The organism is Sphingomonas sp. NFX23 (assembly GCF_049887795.1).
In the GTDB taxonomy this organism is placed as follows: domain Bacteria; phylum Pseudomonadota; class Alphaproteobacteria; order Sphingomonadales; family Sphingomonadaceae; genus Sphingomonas.
In genome coordinates this window covers 161492-177710 of sequence record NZ_JAGEKH010000004.1, presented here as the reverse complement: position 1 = coordinate 177710, position 16219 = coordinate 161492, and the positions used below count along the sequence as shown (strand labels likewise).

The following is a 16219-nucleotide window of genomic DNA, read 5'->3' as shown; positions in this document are numbered from 1 at the left end:
TCTCCCCGAAGGGGAGAGGGAGCAACATACGAAAAAGGCCGGACTACCACTGGGGTAGCCCGGCCTTATTAGCATCTCGAAGGTAACGCTTACTTCGGCAACACTACACTCGGTCCGATGCTGTCCACAACCTTCCGCGCATCGAACGCGCGGATGTTGTCGCGCGGGATCGGGCCCTTGCGCATCACGATCTCAGCAGTCGCTTCATACCGGTCGATCGTGCGGATATCGAGGTCGTTGCCCCATGGGCCACCACCGAAACCGCCATAGCCGCCGCCGAAACCACCACCGAAGCCGCCATAGGGGCTCCAGTTGCGCCAGCCGAAGCCGCGACCGTAATAGCGCCACGACGGACCCCAATAGCCGCCGAAGCCGCCATAGCCGAACCCGCCACCGATCCCCGGCGTCGAATAGGTCCGCGACTGAAGGTTGGTGTCGCGGTCGGCCATCAGGTAATAGTCATAGCCGTTCTGCAACGTCAGTTCGGCCGCGCGGAAGAACAGGTAACGCTCGACGGTATCACGCGACGTCACGCTGTTACCGGCGAAGCTGACGAGGAAGCGGCCCGGCTCTACCTGCCGGTCGCTATAGCCGGTGCGGCTGAACCCCTGGCCCGTCGCCGGCCGATAGGTGGTCTCGGTCGCGCAACCGGCCAGCAATAGAGCGCCCGTTGCGAGCGCTGCCAATGCGACCTTGCGACCAGGTTTCATGAACATGGTATGTCTCCGTTCGCGGCGAGTGCGGCGAAACGCCTCTTATTAGCCGTCAGTGGTGGAACGGTTGATGAACGGGTTCGCTCCAATGCGCCACCTTACTGACTCATTTTTCACGTTTCGTCTAAACGCCGATCAAGTGCAGCGCCAAAGTACGACGATGCGGGCGGCGGCGATGCTCGAAGAGATAGATGCCCTGCCAGGTGCCGAGCGCGAGTCGGCCGTCGATCAGCGGGATCGACAGCTGGACCTGGGTGAGCGCGGTGCGGAGGTGCGCGGGCATGTCGTCCGGGCCTTCGTCGTCGTGGAGATACTCGCGCGATTCGGGCGCGATACGGGCGAAATAGGCTTCGAGGTCGGTTCGCACCTCGGGGGCCGCGTTTTCCTGGATCAGGAGGGACGCGGACGTATGCCGGCAGAATACCGTCAGCAGGCCTTCGGTGAGGCGTTGGTCGCGGGTCCAGCGGGCGATCTTGTCGGTGACGTCGACGAGGCCTTGGCGGGTGGTGTCGATGGTTAGGATCGTGGTGGCTTGGCGCATGGGTTCCTAACGATCGGTCAGGAGGGTTGCTCCGTGTCCCTTTCCTCGGGGGTTACCGTTCCCCCGCGAAGGCGAGGGCCCAAAAGTCCCATAGGCCATCGCCGGTAGCCTGGGCTCCCGCCTTCGCGGGAGAACAAAAGGCCGCATCATACTGCACCACCCCGGCGGAGGCCGGGGTCCAATTGGGGGACGTCGCTAACGACGGACGCGCTCCGTTACTTCGACCTCACCAATTGGGCCCCGGCCTCCGCCGGGGTGGTAACGCCTGGAAAGCTCAGCCCCTCAAACAGCCCCGTGGCACTGCTTGTACTTACGCCCCGACCCACAAGGGCAAGGCGCATTGCGGCTGACCACACCTTCCCAGTTCGCAGGATCCTCGCCGATATCGGCCTCCTGCGGCTGAGGAATCTGCAACGGCGGCATCGTCGAAGTGATGTGACCACGCGTCCCCGCATCGAAGTCGTTCGAATCATCCTCCCCCGTGAACGGGTCGAAATGCGTCGTGATGAAGTCCGGCAGTTCGGGCAGCCCGACCGGCGCCTGCATCTGGAACTGCGCGTGCGCGATCGTCTTGGTCACGTCCTCGCGGATCGTTTCGAGCATCCGCTGGAACAGCGAGAACGCCTCCTGCTTATACTCGTTGATCGGCGTCTTCTGCGCATACGCACGCAGATGCACCACCTGACGCAGCGCATCGAGCGTCGCCAGATGCTCCTTCCAGTGATGGTCGAGATTCTGCAACAGGATCGACTTCTCGACCGACGTCCACGTCTCCGCATCGAGATCCGCCGACTTCTGTGCGATCGCCTCGTCCGCCATCGCGCGGACGCGCTCCTCGATCACCTCGGGATCGACCGACTCCTCCAGCAGCCACGCGTCGATCGGCGGCTCGAGGTTCATCACCTCGGCAAGCCGCGTCTTCATCCCCGCGACGTCCCACTGCTCGGGATACGAGTTGGGCGGGCACGCATCGCCGACGATCACGTTGACCGTCTCCGCACGCATGTCGGTCACCACGTCGCCGACCGTATCGGCATCCATGATGTCCGCGCGCTGTTCGTAGATGACCTTGCGTTGCTCGTTCATCACGTCGTCATATTCGACGACCTGCTTGCGGATGTCGTAGTTGCGCGCCTCGACCTTCTTCTGCGCGGTCTCGATCGCCTTGCTCAACCACTTGCTGCCGATCGCCTCGCCGTCCTCGATATTGTTGCGCATCATCTTGGCGAACAGCGTGTCCGGCCCGAAGATACGCAGCAGATCGTCGTCGAGGCTGAGATAGAAGCGCGACAGGCCCGGATCGCCCTGGCGACCCGAACGCCCGCGCAACTGGTTGTCGATACGCCGGCTCTCGTGCCGCTCGGTGCCGAGCACGAACAGCCCGCCCGCGGCGAGCACCGCCTGCTTCTCGGCCTCGATCTCGATCGTGATCCGCGCCGCCGCCTCGTCATATTCGGGCGTGCCTTCGACCAGCTCCGGATGCTCGTCGAGCATGCGGAATTCGAGGTTGCCGCCGAGTTTGATGTCGGTGCCGCGGCCCGCCATGTTGGTCGCGATCGTCACCGCGGACTTGCGCCCGGCCTGCGCGACGATGTGCGCCTCCATCTCGTGGAAGCGCGCGTTGAGGACCTTGTGATCGACGTTCTCGCCGACCAGGAACTCGCTCAGCATCTCGGACTTCTCGATCGACACCGTGCCGACCAGCACCGGCTGGCCAAGGTCGGCGTGATGCTTGATCTTCTTGGCTATCGCCGCGAACTTGTCCTTGGTGTCCTTGTAGAACTCGTCTTCCTCGTCGACGCGCTTGACCTCGACGTTGGTCGGGATGCTGACGACGTTGATCTTGTAGATGTCGTAGAACTCGGCCGCCTCGGTCGCCGCAGTGCCGGTCATGCCGCCGATCTTGGGGTACATGCGGAAGTAATTCTGGAAGGTGATCGAGGCCATCGTCTGGTTCTCGGGCTCGATCTGGACGCCCTCCTTCGCCTCGACCGCCTGATGCAGGCCGTCCGACCAGCGCCGGCCATCCATCATGCGGCCGGTGAACTCGTCGATGATGATGACCTTGCCGTCCTTGACGATGTAGTCGATGTCCGACTTGAACATCACGATCGCGCGCAACGCCTGGTTGAGGTGGTGCACGACCTGCGTGTTCTCGAAGTCATACAGGTTCTGCCCCTCGAGCAGCCCGGCCGCCTCGAGCATCCGCTCGACCTTCTCGGTACCGTCCTCGGTGAGGATGATCGTCTTCTGCTTCTCGTCCTTGTCGTAGTCGGCGGGATCGAGCTGCTTCACGACCGCGTCGACCTGCATGTACAGCTCGGACTTGTCGTCGGTCGGGCCGGAGATGATCAGCGGCGTGCGCGCCTCGTCGATCAGCACCGAATCGACCTCGTCGACCACCGCGAAGTTGAACGCGCGCTGCGTCATCGCGCTACGCTCGTACTTCATGTTGTCGCGGAGATAGTCGAAGCCGAACTCGTTGTTGGTGCCGTAGGTGATGTCGGCGGCGTAGGCGGCGCGGCGTTCCTCGTCCGACAGGTTCGGGATGATGACGCCGATCGTCATGCCGAGGAAGGTGTAGACCTGCCCCATCCACTCCGCGTCGCGCGCCGCGAGGTAATCGTTGACGGTGACGACGTGGACGCCGTCGCCGGGGAGCGCGTTGAGATAGGTCGCGAGCGTGGCGACAAGCGTCTTGCCCTCGCCGGTCCGCATCTCGGCGATCTCGCCGCGGTGGAGGACGATGCCGCCGACCATCTGCACGTCGTAATGGCGCTGGCCGAGTACGCGGTGCGCGGCTTCACGGACGGTCGCGAACGCCTCGGGGAGCAGGTCGTCGAGCTTCTCACCGTCGGCGAGCCGCGCGCGGAACTTGACGGTCTGCGAGGAGAGTTCCTCGTCCGACATCGCCTGGAGCGACGGCTCGAACGAGGCGATCTTGGCGAGGATCGGGTTGAGCGACTTGACGTAGCGGTCGTTGGACGAACCGAACAAGGATTTGGCGAGGCCACCGAACATGGGCTGATTTCCTGAATTTGAGACGCGGCGGCACGCGGTGGGCGCACGCGGAAGCGGATCGCTCGGATCCAAAGGTTACGATAAGGTCACACCAAGACGCTATTCGCGGCGGCGCTCTGCCCATAGCGGAAGCGAGACAATGGCGATGGTGCGCAGCGTGGTAGCGACCGCAACCCGGAGCAGCGTGGGAAGGCCTGATACTGGCCTTATCAAGACCTTGGCCGGCGTTGCTGCTATCGACTGCGAGCAGACGTTGCCTTGCACCACTGCCTGGGCGGACTGCCCACGCATACCCGGCACCGCACCGGTCAGCGCGGAGAGCAGGGCAGAGAGGAGTAGCAGCAGGTTCATGCGGGACCGGACATAGGGAGTGTCATACCGCTCGTCCAATCGAAACCTCACCGGCAGGTTGCGGAACCCACAGACCTATACGTCATCTGCGTTAAGGAGACGTCGCCACCCGGCCCGATCGATCAAAACACCCTCCATCTCGACCGCGGTGCCATCCAAGGTCCGGTAACGCATGTCGCCGGAGCATGGCGACCGTGATTTCAAGAACACCTCGCCGGATGTCTGCTCGTGGCAATCAACAGCGTGCCCCGTTGCATCGACGTAAAAACGCACCGTACGCCGCCCGATCTCGGTAAGTCCTTCCGCCGCGCGGCCTTCGACCGGCTTGCCATTAAATTCAGTAGTCGTTTCATTGATCAACACTACCCCGTTCGGCGCATCCCCACGGTGGGCAATGCCGCTGCGCATGGCGGTTTCACGCATCGACCGACAGACCTGCGTAGGGGGAGGATTTTCTCGAGACTGCATCACCAGGCCACAGCGCGCCAAACCACCATCAGCGTCGAGCACCGTCGTGAACATCACTCGCATCGAGATCGTCGGCGTCCCCTCGGTCGCGGCTTGCGGTACGGTCCACACAACCTTGCCGTCATACTCGCCCGCCCGCGGACGCCCTGCCTGGTCGTTTGCCGGGGTGAACCGGGCCCTATGCGTGAGCGAAGTGCAAGTCTGCTGGTCCAAGGCCGGCACACCCGACGACGACATCACGATGCACGACAAGACGCTGCCATCCTCGCGGACGGATATCCGATATCCCACCGTGCCGTGCTCACCCGCCTTGATCGTCGATGTCGGATAGTCTTCGTAGGATATCCAGGACGCCGGATCGATCGGCACCGGTGCAGTAGCCTGCCCTCCGCCAAAGGACGCGCTAGAAACCAGCACCGAAACGCATGCCGCCAAAAACCCGACTTGCATTACCAACTCCCCCATGACGGCCGCCCGGTTTCATCCTATGTCGCGGCCATGTCGACGTCCACATCCCCCCTCGCCCTGCCCTTCCCCGCCGCGCCTGCGATCGACGGAGTCACGCTGCATGTCGCACGCGCGCAATACAAGGCGTGGGATCGGTGCGACCTCACGTTCGTGACGCTGGAGCCGGGGACGGTGGTTGCGGGTGTGCTCACGACGAGCAAATGCCCTTCGCCTGAGGTGGAGTGGTGCCGCGCTGCACTGACGCTCGGTCAGGCGCGGGCGCTGGTCGTGAATGCGGGCAATTCGAACGCGTTCACCGGATCGCGTGGTCGAGCCGCAGTCGAGGCGATCGCGGCACGGACGGCGGCGCATCTCGGGTGCCAGCCTTCGGACGTGTTCGTGTCCTCAACGGGCGTGATCGGCGTGCCGTTGCCGATCGACAAAGCCGAGGCCGGGCTCGACGCTGCGTTCGCCGCCGCGCCGTGCGGGTGGGAGGATGCCGCCGCGACGATCATGACGACCGACACCTTCACCAAGGGCGCGGTAACGACGGCGGTCATCGGCGACCGCACCGTCTCGCTGGTGGGGATCATCAAGGGTTCTGGGATGATCGCGCCGGACATGGCGACGATGCTCGGCTTCATCTTCACCGACGCCGCGATCGAGCCGGAATTCCTGCAGGCCGCGCTGTCGAAGGCGAACGCGCCGAGCTTCTCGTGCATCACCGTCGACAGCGATACATCGACCAGCGACACGGTGCTGGCGTTCGCGACGGGCAAGGCTGGTAACGTTGGGCTCGCGGATGATGACAGCGTGGGGGCGGACGCCTTCCGCGCGGCGCTGGCGGACCTGTGCCATCAACTGGCTATGCTCGTGGTTCGCGATGGCGAGGGCGCACAGAAGCTGATTGAGATCCAGGTGACCGGCGCCGACAGCGACCGCAGCGCACACCGCATTGCGATGAGCATCGCCAACTCGCCGCTGGTGAAGACCGCCATTGCTGGAGAGGACGCGAACTGGGGGCGCGTGGTCATGGCGGTCGGCAAGGCCGGCGAGCCAGCCGATCGCGACACGCTGTCGATCCGCTTCGGAAATACCCAGGTTGCCGAGGGGGGCTTGGCGCTAAGCGGCTACGACGAAGCACCGGTAGCTGCGCACCTGAAAGGCCACGAGGTCGAAATAGGGGTCGATCTTGCGCTCGGCGAAGGCAAAGCCACGGTGTGGACCTGCGACCTCACGCACGGCTACATCTCGATCAACGCCGATTATCGGTCGTGATCGCGACAACAGGCTAAAGTGCGTCGATCGCGAGAATCCTCTCGACCACTACCATGCCTGGAAAGGCGCCTTCGTGCCCAAAGCATGACGACTGTCCGAAGGAGTCGCGGTCAGTGCAATTCATGTTCAGCGTCTCGGCCCCCACAAACCGGACCCGATAGGCATGCGGCGTCATAACCTCGGCAATGCGCCCCGGCGGATTGGCGCGGACGAGCGCTTCCCTCCGGTTTATCTCCAGCCAAACACTCGAATGCGAAGCGCGATTGACTGCCAACGTCGTCGCACGGTCAAAAAATTCCTGCCCTTCGAACGTGTCGTACCAAACGCCTTCGTATGTCCGAGTCGACTTCATCGGACTACAAGCTCGGGTCATGGCAGCTTGGTCTTGGCGTTGACGCGCTATCTCGAACGCGTCTGACTTATATAGGTCAGACGATGACGGCGCTGCCACCAGAAGCAACAGCGCCGTCAGTAGCATCAGGCCAGTTCGCCTTCGAGCCAAGCCTTCAGCCGGCCCTTGGGCTCGGCGCCGACCTTGGTTGCAGCCGGTGCGCCGCCCTTGAACAGGATCATCGTCGGGATGCCGCGGACGCCGTACTTGCCCGGCGCGTCGGGGTTTTCATCGATGTTGAGCTTGGCGATCGTGACCTTCTCGCCGAGCTCTTCCGAGATTTCCTCGAGCGACGGCCCGATCATCTTGCACGGGCCGCACCATTCCGCCCAGAAATCGACGAGCACGGGGCCGTCGGCGTTCAGTACGTCCGCATCGAAGCTGGCATCGGTAATCTGCTTGGTCGCCATCGTGAATTCTCCTTGGTTGAGTCGTATCTAAGGTCGCTCGCGTGTGCGCTCAACCACCGGGGCGCTAGCTTTGCTCCGTGGGGCGATAGTGCGGCTTGTTCGCGGCCAGCGTCTCGTCGTTCAGCACGATCAACCGCGGGCCGGCCGTGTACAGCAAGGCCGCCTCGACCGACCGCCCCGGAAAGATCACGCTCAAGGCTTCGGCATAGGCCGCCATCTGCTTCAGATGATATTCCGGGACGTCGTCGAGGCCACGGGGAGCGCGGCGGCCAGTCTTGAAGTCGACGACTCGGATGCGGTCGGGCTCGATCAGCAGGCGATCGACCGTGCCCGACACGACCATGCCGTTCGCGAGGGTGGCGGCGATCGGCGCCTCGGCCAGCGTCTCCGCGGTGAACAGTTCGGCAAAGCGCGGATCGTCGAGCACTGCGACCACGCTCTGCACGATTTCGGACCGTGCCGCGGCATCGTCGACGCCGCCTGCTTTCGCGAGCCAGCGATCGGCTGCCATCGCACGATCGGAGGAAGCAACGGCCGGCAGACGCTCGAACAGCGCATGGATCAGCCGCCCCCGCTCCGCCGCGACGCGCATAGCTGGCGTCGGCGGTGGATCGGACACCGCGTCGTCACCCAGCGCCGATGGCGACAGCGGACGAGGCGGACGCGCTTCTTGCGGTGCCGATTCATGCGCCCAGGCCGGCAGCTGCGTATTAGCCGCGATCTCGACCGAAGCCGAAGCCTTGGCGATCACCCCAGGCTGAGGCTCGACCCCGGCGAACGTCCGCGCGCCCTCACCCATCGGCACTTCGAGCGCCGTCAGTGCCCGATCGGATGCCGCATACCAGCTGTTCTCCGGCGGCACGCCCTTCGCGCGAGGCCCCAGCGCACCGGCGATCACCAGCCGCTCTTCGGCGCGCGTCGCGGCGACGTAGAACAGCCGCCAATGCTCCTCCAGTTCGCGCTGCTCGGCCGCCGATACGACCGCATCGAGCGGTCCGCCGCGCTCGCTCGACCGCGGCCGGAACACTGGGATCGGCGCGGCTCCTGGCTCGGGCGCCCATTTCAGGATCGAGCGCGGCGCCGCCGACGGGTCCGCCGTCGCATCCGCCAGAATCACCAGCGGCGCCTGCAAGCCCTTGGCGCCGTGTGCGGTCATCACCCGAACGGCATCGAGCGGCGCCGACGGATCGCGGACGATCTCGACATCGCCGCGGTCGAACCAGTCGAGGAAGCGCTGCAACGACGGCGTCGTCGTGCTCTCGAACGTCAGCGCGGCGTTGAGCAGTTCCTCGATCGGATCGCGCGCCTCGGTCCCCAACCGCCGGATCAGTTTGCGGCGTCCGTCGAGCGGCCCCGACAGTAGCTCCTCCAGAAACTGATACGGCGTGGCGATATCGGCTCGAGCGAGCATCGCCAGCAAGGGGGCGAGCCGCGTCGCGGGTTGCGTGCGTTGCAAGTGGCGCCAGAGCGGCCCGGCCTCGCGCGGGGCCGCCGCCATCAATTCGTCCTGCGTCCAGCCGATCAGCGGCGACACGAGCAGCGCCGCGACGGACAGGTCGTCCTCGGGCTGCAACACGAAGCGGATCGTCGCGAGCAGATCCTGCACCGCGAGCGGCGCGTTCAGTCGCAAGCGATCGACGCCCGCCACCGGCACGCCCTCGGCATAGAGCCGCGCGACGATCAGCGAGGCGAGATCGCCGCGACGCTTGACGAGGATCATAACATCCTCGGGCCGCAACCGCCGCCCCTTGCTCTCCAGCATGAGGCCGGTGTCGGGGGCGAGCCAGCCCTTCACCGCACGCGCGATATCGCTGGCGAGTTTGCGCACCGCGTCATCGACCCAGCCTTCTTCGTCGTCCTCACTGCCGCCCGCCGATACCGTCGGCCACAAGGTCACAGTGCCAGGCCCAGCTACCTCGCTGGCGTGCGGTTCCGTAGTCTCGATACCAAGCCCCGGTTCGCCGATTGCTTCAATAGCTGCGTCAACAAACTCTAGAACGGGCAGCGTCGACCTAAACGAATGCGTCAGCGACAGCGCCGATAAAGGCAAACCACGCTCGTTCTCCGGCCAGTCGTCGTCACCAAACGCCTCTTCGGCGCGCCGGGAGAAAGATATCTGCGCGGCTTCGAACTGTCGCGGATCGGTGCCCTGGAACCCGAAAATCGCCTGCTTGTAATCGCCGACCGTGAACAGCGTGCGCGTCGATGGCGCATAGATGCCGCGGCCGACGAAGAACTCGTCGGCCAGCGCGCGGACGATCCGCCACTGGTGGCCGTTGGTATCCTGCGCCTCGTCGATGAGCAAATGCTCGGTCGCCTGGTCGAGCTTGTAGCGGACCCATTCGCCGATCCCCGGCTGGTCGAGCAACGCCACCGTCGTCGCGATCAGGTCGTCGAAATCTACTGCGCCTACACGCCGCTTGGCCAACGCATACCCCCGCGCATAATCGCGCCCGACCTCCAGCCCGTCGGCGAGCAGGTCGCAATAGGTCGCGCGCTGGACCATCGACAACACGTCCGTGCACGCTTCGCCCAAGTCGCGCGCGAGGACTTCGTAATCGGGCTCGGCATCGATCAGTTTCTTCGAGGCTTTGCGCTGCGTGCCCGTGCCGGTCAGCACGACGCTGGCAAGTTCGTCCAACGTCGCCGCGCGATCCTCGGAGTCGAGCCAGCGCTGCACGGTCGCTGCCGCGGCCTGTCCGGTAGCGGTCCCCCAGGCGCGATTGGCCGCTGCAATGCGCGCGATCGCGTCGAGGTCGAGCGCGTCGCACCACTCCGCGATCGCTTCGTCGATGTCGCCGGACGGAAGCCCGAGTTCGCGACGGAGCCATGGCTGGATCCCGACTGGGAGGGCCTCCAACGCCGGCAGCGCGCGCGCGCAGGCGAGCAGGAAGGCCTCCGCCCCGCCCTCGCCCATCCTTAGCGACAAGCGACCGACGATCTCGACCGGGCGCTCGCGGCCTTCGCGCTCGGCGTCCGACAGCATCGACGCCAACGCTTCGCGTGCCAGGCCGGCTTCCTCGCGCGCTTCCAACGGGCGGAAGCCTGGCGTCAGCCCAGCCTCGACGGGGAACGCGGCTAGCAACCCCTGGCAAAAGCCGTGGATCGTCTGGATGCGCAGGCCCCCGCCCGGCGCGTCGAGCACCTTGGCGAACAGGGTGCGCGCGCGGTCCTGCAAGGCCTGTACCGGGCTCTCGCCGAGCGCGATCAGGTCCGCGGCGAGTGCCGGGGCGGGCATCCGCACCCATGCGGCGAGCCGCCCGTTGATGCGCTGCGCCATCTCGGCCGCGCCCGCCTTGGTGAAGGTCAGGCACAGGATCGCGCCGGGATCGACGCCGCGCAAGAGGAGCCGGAACACGCGGGCCGCCAGCACTTGCGTCTTGCCCGTGCCGGCCGACGCGGACAGCCAGACGTGCGAGGCGGGGTTGCTCGCATCGGCCTGCGCGCCCCTCAGCCGGGGCAGCGTGGCGCGCGCGTCACCGCTCACGACCGTACCATTCGTCGCGTCGCATCAACTGGTCATACTCGGCATAGGGGGCGTATTCGGGGACGAGTTTGGCGGTGAACGCGGCGCTGCCGGTGAGCCATTCGCCGACGACTTCGGTGAAGTTGTGCGCAGCGATCGACGTGAATTCGGCGGTCGGGATCTTGTCGCGCTTACCCTCGGGATCGACCGGGCTCTCGATATAGCCGAACGCGTCGCGCTTCTTGCCGAGCGACCAATATTCGAACGCGCCCGCGATGCCGGAGACGTCTGGGAACCCGCCGCGTTCGGCGATCAGGCCGAGCAGCCCGAGCTGGAGGCTGTACCCGGCGCGCACCGCGGTTGGGGACGGTGGCTTCCCGGTCTTGTAGTCGATCACGGCCAAGCGCCCGTCGGGCAGCTTGTCGATGCGGTCGTAGCGACCCGATAGCGTCACCCCCGCGATCTCGATCTTGCCCTTGCCCTCGGCGCTGGCGACGCTCCGGCCGTCCTCACCTTGTGCGACGATAGCGCCGGCGATCCAGTCGATCGCCTCCAGCAAGCGCGGTTGCCAGAGCGCGCGCATCATCGGATGCGTCCGCTCGTCGTCGAGCATCGCCTTCGCACGCTGGCGCAGCGTGTCGACGGTGCAGTTGTCCTGCTTCCACCACTGCTCGAGGATGTCGTGCACCGCAGTCCCGCGCCACGCCGCGCTCGGATCGGCATCCACCGGATCGAGCGGCATGAGCCCGAGCACGCGGCGTGCGTAGAAGGCGTAGGGGTCGGCCTTCAGGCGATCCACCTCGGTGACGGAGATCGCCTTCGGACGCAGCAGCGCAGGCGGCGACGGCGCGGGACGGTCGGCGGGCAGATGCTTGCCCGGATCGTCGAGCGCGCGGGTCCAGCGTTCCAGTGCCGACGCGCGTTCGAACCGGTCGCCTGCAAGCGCCTGCAACCGTAGCCAGAGACGCGAGGCCAGAGCCGGCGACTTCGCATCTTGCCGCGCTCGGGTTACGACCGCCCGCGGGGCGCCCAAAGCCTGCGCGAAATCATGCGCCGCGGTGCCGACACGCCGCTCCAACCCCGGCAGCCCAAGCTCCATGCGGATACGCGGCGCCAGCCAGGGGTCAGGCGCAGGCCGCCCCGGCCACACGCCTTCGTTCAGCCCGCCGAGCACCATGACGTCGGCGGTCTGCAACCGCGCTTCGATCAGGCCGTAGATCGCTAGCCGTGGGTGACCACCCGGCGCCGGACGCACCGCGACTTCGTCGAGCAACGTGCGCAACAGTTGCGGCAGTTCGCGCGGATCGATCCGCGGCGGCCCGGCGGGGGCTTCCGCTTCCAGATCGGCGAGGAACTCCGCTGCGGCACGCCCCGCAAGACCCGACCATAGATTGTCGCCGCACAAGGTCTGCGCCGTCTCGCGCAGGCACGCGAGCACCGACGCCAGGGGCTGCGGTCCCTGATCGAACGCGTTCGCCAGCGGCGTCAGCAAAGGCTGGACGTCGGTCCACCATGTCGATGCCGTCCCCTTCCGCTCCTCAAGATGCCCGGCGATTCCGTCGAGCCCCGCCGCCGGCCTTGGTCCACGCAACCGCCGATCGAGCGCGCGTGCGCCGTCGAGCCATAGCAAGCGATCCTCGCCCGCCCGCACCAGCGGATGCTTCAGCAACGCCAGCAGCGCGAGCGGCGAGAAACGCTGCGCCGCCGCTTCGGCCAGCGCGAGCAGCAATGTCCCCGGCGGCAGGATCGACAAGGGCCGCCCCGCGCTGTCGTCGATGCCGATACCCCAGCGCCCGAGATGCGCCGCCACTCGTCGCGCCAGCGCGCGATCAGGCGTGACCAGCGCGGCGGTGCGCTCGGGCACTTCCAACGCCTCGCGCAAGACGAGCGCGATCGCTTGTGCTTCCTCTGCGGGCGTTGCGAGTTCGGCGGCGGTCACGCCTTTCAAGCGGCGATCCTCCGCCGCGATCTGCGTCCATTTGCCGGTGAAATCCGCGGGTGCCAGCGCGTTGGCGATGGCCCGGCCGCGCGCGGGGTCGGCGTCGTGCCCGCCGCCCTCGCGCCAAGTCTGCACCTCGCCGCGGGCGACGCCCATGCGCAGGAGCATCAGCTTCGCATCGAACTGCGGATGCGTTTCGATCGAACGACGCGTGAGCCCGGTGACCGGGTTCGGATCGTCCGGGCCAAGCGCGTCCCACTCCTCGTCGGGCAGCGCAAGGTCGAGGCCGGCGAATACCACCATGCCCTGCGGCATGTCGGCGATGCAGCGGAGCAGGCGCGCGACCGCGGGCGCGGAATCGGTCACGCCGGCCGCGCAGACTATCCCGGCGGGCGGCGCGTTCCGCCAGCGCTGGGCGAGCCGGTCGAGCAACGCCGAGCGCCGCGTCGCCGCATCGATCCGCTCAAGCCGCGCGAGTTCGCCCGGCCAGCGTTGCAGCACGATCTCGAATGTGGCCAGCGCGCGCCGCCAATGTTCGGTCAGTTCGGGGCCAAGCTCGATATCGCGCAGCTTGGTCGGCGGCACTTCCTCGACCAGCAACTGATCGAGCGTCCGTGCGAGTTCGCCCGCGAGGCGCACCGCTTCGGCTGCATCGACCGGATGGCCTTCGCGCGCGCGCTCTTCGGACACTAGCCGCGCGAGGATCATGCGCCGCTGATACGGCGGTACCGCGGGCAGCGGCGGATCGATATCGTCGGCCGGATCGAGTGCGGCGCCGACTGCCTCGCCCATCTCCGGATCGCCCAGTGCGACCAGACGTGGCAAGACGAGCCCGCCGCCGCTCGCGCGCACGAACGCCTCGGTTACGGCCTTCACCGCGCGGTTGTTCGGCAGCACGACGAGCGCGCGGGCGAGTGCGAGCGGATCGCGCCCCGCCCGCCGGGTCAGTCCGGCGACCAGCGCATCGGCGAACGCCCGGTGCGCGGGGATCGTGTAGAGCGTCGGGCGATCCGCCGTGGCAATATCAGCCATCCGCGAGGATCGCCTCGGTCCTCGGGATCGCGGCGGGCGTGCCGACGTCGAACCACAGGCCCTGATGGACCTGCCCAAAAGCGCGTCCGGCGGCGATCGCGCGGTTCCAGAAGATGTTGGTCGAGAACGGCCCCTCCGGCCAGTCGGCGATCAACCGCGGGTGGAGGATCTGGATGCCGGTATAGGCGAACGGGGCGACCCGGCCGGGCTTGCGGCGGCCGGCGATCCGCCCGTCGCTGCCGAGATAGAAATCGCCCATGCCGCCGTGATTGTTCGCGCGCGCGAGCGGCACCATCAGCAGCAGCGCGTCCATCTTCGCATCGTCCCAGCGCGATGCGAGCAACTTGATCGCGTCGACCGGCCCGTCGATCCAGAGATTGTCGCTGTTGACCACCAGCACCGGCGCGTCGCCGAGCAGGTGTCGCGCCTGGACGAGCCCCCCGCCCGTCTCCATCAGCATCTTCCGCTCGTCGGAGATCACCACGTCGATCCCCTCGAACCGGTCGGTGACGTGCGCCTCCAGCGTGTCCGCGAGGTAATGCACGTTGACGACCGCGCGCTTGATCCCGGCGGCCTGCAATCGCTCGAAGACGTGATCGATCAGTGGTTTCCCTGCGACCTGCACCAGCGGCTTGGGTCGCGTCGCGGTCAGCGGGCGCATCCGCTTGCCCAGTCCCGCCGCCATCACCATCGCCGTCTCGGGCACGATCCCGCGCGGGACAGGCCGGATCGTCTGCTGTCGGGTCACGCGCTCAAGGCCAGCGGATCGCCACGCAACTCTGACGGCACATTTGCGGCGAACCATGCCGCGACCGGCGCCATGACCGGCTGGGCCAGATCGCGGTCCAGATACGTCCAGACGCGCGGGCACATCGTCGCGTAATGCGGCTTGCCGTCGCGCTTCCATAGCCGCGTGAAGATGCCGAGGATCTTCGCATTCCGCTGCGCGCCGAGCACGTGATACGCGTTCATGAAGTCTTCTCCCGCATCCGCCGCCGCGCTATATCGCGCCAGCATCGCCGCCTCGACCGCCGGATCGACCGTCCGCCGCGCATCCTGCAACAGCGACACGAGGTCATAGGCCGGATGCCCCGCCAAGGCGTCCTGGAAATCGAGCAGGCCGAGCGATCGCTCCGGCCCGACCAGCATCAGGTTTTCGGCGTGATAATCGCGCAGTACCGTAACTGGAGTCTCGGCGATCGCATGATCGAACACCGACTCCCAAGCCGCGTCCCACCCAGCAAGATCTGCCTCGATTCCGACCGCCGGGCAGTACCATTCGACGAATAGCCCCGCCTCGCGCTTCAGCACGGCGCGATCATAGGGGGGGACGGGCCCAGCCGGCTCGGCGCGCAGCCGCACCAGCAAGTCGATCGCCGGCGCATACAGCGACAGTTCCTCTTCCGGTGAAGCGTCGACTGCCTCACGCAGCCGATCGTCGCCGAAATCCTCGATCAGCACGAGCCCTTGGTCGAGATCGCACGCCAGGATTGCCGGCGCCGCGAAGTCGCGTTCGACAAGCCATTCGGCGACCGCGATGAACGGGCGGGGATCTTCGTGTGGCGGTGGCGCGTCCATGAGGATCGCTTGCCGCCCGCTCTCGACTGCGCGGAAATAGCGGCGGAACGACGCGTCGCCGGCGACCGGGAGGATCTGTGCCCCACCCCAGCCATGAGCGTCGAGAAAAGCGGCGGCGCCGGGCGGCGGGGTCATGTCGGCCATCGCGACCTCCAAGCTCCCGGGACTCCGACTGTCAAGCTGCGCGTGCCGTCCGGCTCGATCGTCAGGCTCAGGCGAAGCGCATCCGGCCAGTGATCCGGGCCTGCGCGTTCCGGCCACTCGACGAGCAGCAGCGAATCATAGCGGGCGTCGTCGAGTGCTAGTTCCTCGATCTCGGCTGGTCCGTCGATGCGGTAGAGGTCGACGTGAAGTACGGGAATGCGGACTTCGGGTGGCTCGTAGGGCTGGACGATCGCGAAGCTGGGCGATGGCGCTTCGCCGGCTAGGCCGAGTGCGGCGAGGAGTCCGCGGGCGACGCTGGTCTTGCCGGCGCCGAGCGTGCCTTCGAGGGTGATGACGTCGCCCGGGCGGACGCGGTCGGCCAATAGCGCCCCGAACGCTTCGGTCGCTTGGGGATCGGGTAGGAGGATTGCACGCATTAG

Annotated in this window: 13 protein-coding genes; 1 reads left to right on the top strand and 12 read right to left on the bottom strand. The window is 66.5% G+C overall.

Features of this window, described 5'->3' with window-relative positions; translation table 11 throughout:
* Positions 1 to 89: 89 nt before the first annotated feature.
* The 5 genes from J4O76_RS11775 to J4O76_RS11755 form a co-directional block, all read right to left on the bottom strand.
* The gene (locus J4O76_RS11775) at positions 90 to 710 is read right to left on the bottom strand and encodes a CC0125/CC1285 family lipoprotein (protein ID WP_426282437.1); all 621 of its coding nucleotides are present in this window, start codon (positions 708 to 710) and stop codon (positions 90 to 92) included.
* A 127-nt stretch (positions 711 to 837) separates the two neighbouring features.
* Positions 838 to 1254 (bottom strand): secondary thiamine-phosphate synthase enzyme YjbQ, encoded by a 417-nt coding sequence (locus J4O76_RS11770; RefSeq protein ID WP_426282003.1) that lies wholly within the window; start codon positions 1252 to 1254, stop codon positions 838 to 840.
* Positions 1255 to 1536: 282 nt separating this feature from the next.
* A complete protein-coding gene (gene secA / locus J4O76_RS11765; protein WP_426282001.1) occupies positions 1537 to 4275 on the bottom strand; it encodes a preprotein translocase subunit SecA in 2739 nt (912 codons plus the stop codon).
* A 99-nt stretch (positions 4276 to 4374) separates the two neighbouring features.
* A complete protein-coding gene (locus J4O76_RS11760) occupies positions 4375 to 4626 on the bottom strand; it encodes a hypothetical protein (RefSeq protein ID WP_132739803.1) in 252 nt (83 codons plus the stop codon).
* A 75-nt stretch (positions 4627 to 4701) separates the two neighbouring features.
* Entirely contained in the window at positions 4702 to 5544 is an 843-nt protein-coding gene (locus tag J4O76_RS11755; protein WP_426282000.1) for an energy transducer TonB, read from the bottom strand.
* A gap of 48 nt (positions 5545 to 5592) precedes the next feature.
* On the opposite strand from J4O76_RS11755, the gene argJ reads away from it, so the two are divergent.
* Positions 5593 to 6819 (top strand): bifunctional glutamate N-acetyltransferase/amino-acid acetyltransferase ArgJ, encoded by a 1227-nt coding sequence (gene argJ, locus J4O76_RS11750; protein ID WP_426281999.1) that lies wholly within the window; start codon positions 5593 to 5595, stop codon positions 6817 to 6819.
* Between the two features lie 13 nt (positions 6820 to 6832).
* On the opposite strand, the gene J4O76_RS11745 is transcribed toward argJ, so the two are convergent.
* From J4O76_RS11745 to tsaE, 7 genes are all read right to left on the bottom strand, one after another.
* The gene (locus J4O76_RS11745; RefSeq protein WP_426281998.1) at positions 6833 to 7171 is read right to left on the bottom strand and encodes a hypothetical protein; all 339 of its coding nucleotides are present in this window, start codon (positions 7169 to 7171) and stop codon (positions 6833 to 6835) included.
* A 125-nt stretch (positions 7172 to 7296) separates the two neighbouring features.
* On the bottom strand, positions 7297 to 7620 hold the full coding sequence (trxA, locus tag J4O76_RS11740; protein WP_055877560.1) for a thioredoxin TrxA: 324 nt from the start codon (positions 7618 to 7620) through the stop codon (positions 7297 to 7299).
* A gap of 64 nt (positions 7621 to 7684) precedes the next feature.
* Positions 7685 to 11107: a double-strand break repair helicase AddA gene (gene addA, locus J4O76_RS11735; protein WP_426281996.1), complete on the bottom strand. Its 3423-nt coding sequence runs from the start codon at positions 11105 to 11107 to the stop codon at positions 7685 to 7687.
* Positions 11097 to 14057 carry a double-strand break repair protein AddB gene (gene addB, locus J4O76_RS11730; RefSeq protein ID WP_426281995.1) on the bottom strand — a complete coding sequence of 987 codons (2961 nt, stop codon included), beginning with the start codon at positions 14055 to 14057 and terminating at the stop codon, positions 11097 to 11099. Before addB ends, addA begins: the two co-directional genes overlap by 11 nt.
* On the bottom strand, positions 14050 to 14805 hold the full coding sequence (locus J4O76_RS11725; RefSeq protein ID WP_426281994.1) for a nucleotidyltransferase family protein: 756 nt from the start codon (positions 14803 to 14805) through the stop codon (positions 14050 to 14052). The genes addB and J4O76_RS11725 overlap by 8 nt, the downstream gene beginning before the upstream one ends.
* Positions 14802 to 15770: an aminoglycoside phosphotransferase family protein gene (locus J4O76_RS11720; RefSeq protein ID WP_426282436.1), complete on the bottom strand. Its 969-nt coding sequence runs from the start codon at positions 15768 to 15770 to the stop codon at positions 14802 to 14804. Before J4O76_RS11720 ends, J4O76_RS11725 begins: the two co-directional genes overlap by 4 nt.
* Positions 15767 to 16216, bottom strand: coding sequence for a tRNA (adenosine(37)-N6)-threonylcarbamoyltransferase complex ATPase subunit type 1 TsaE (gene tsaE, locus J4O76_RS11715; RefSeq protein WP_426281993.1), 450 nt, complete (start codon positions 16214 to 16216; stop codon positions 15767 to 15769). The genes J4O76_RS11720 and tsaE overlap by 4 nt, the downstream gene beginning before the upstream one ends.
* Positions 16217 to 16219: the final 3 nt, after the last annotated feature.

Bases quoted from the DNA above. Each gene is read 5' to 3' on its own strand.
- trxA (WP_055877560.1), bottom strand. From the start codon at position 7,620: ATGGCGACCAAGCAGATTACCGATGCCAGCTTCGATGCGGACGTACTG.
- J4O76_RS11760 (WP_132739803.1), bottom strand. From the start codon at position 4,626: ATGAACCTGCTGCTACTCCTCTCTGCCCTGCTCTCCGCGCTGACCGGT.
- addB (WP_426281995.1), bottom strand. From the start codon at position 14,057: ATGGCTGATATTGCCACGGCGGATCGCCCGACGCTCTACACGATCCCC.
- J4O76_RS11720 (WP_426282436.1), bottom strand. From the start codon at position 15,770: ATGACCCCGCCGCCCGGCGCCGCCGCTTTTCTCGACGCTCATGGCTGG.
- tsaE (WP_426281993.1), bottom strand. From the start codon at position 16,216: ATGCGTGCAATCCTCCTACCCGATCCCCAAGCGACCGAAGCGTTCGGG.
- J4O76_RS11755 (WP_426282000.1), bottom strand. From the start codon at position 5,544: ATGCAAGTCGGGTTTTTGGCGGCATGCGTTTCGGTGCTGGTTTCTAGC.
- J4O76_RS11775 (WP_426282437.1), bottom strand. From the start codon at position 710: ATGAAACCTGGTCGCAAGGTCGCATTGGCAGCGCTCGCAACGGGCGCT.
- J4O76_RS11770 (WP_426282003.1), bottom strand. From the start codon at position 1,254: ATGCGCCAAGCCACCACGATCCTAACCATCGACACCACCCGCCAAGGC.
- secA (WP_426282001.1), bottom strand. From the start codon at position 4,275: ATGTTCGGTGGCCTCGCCAAATCCTTGTTCGGTTCGTCCAACGACCGC.
- J4O76_RS11745 (WP_426281998.1), bottom strand. From the start codon at position 7,171: ATGAAGTCGACTCGGACATACGAAGGCGTTTGGTACGACACGTTCGAA.
- argJ (WP_426281999.1), top strand. From the start codon at position 5,593: ATGTCGACGTCCACATCCCCCCTCGCCCTGCCCTTCCCCGCCGCGCCT.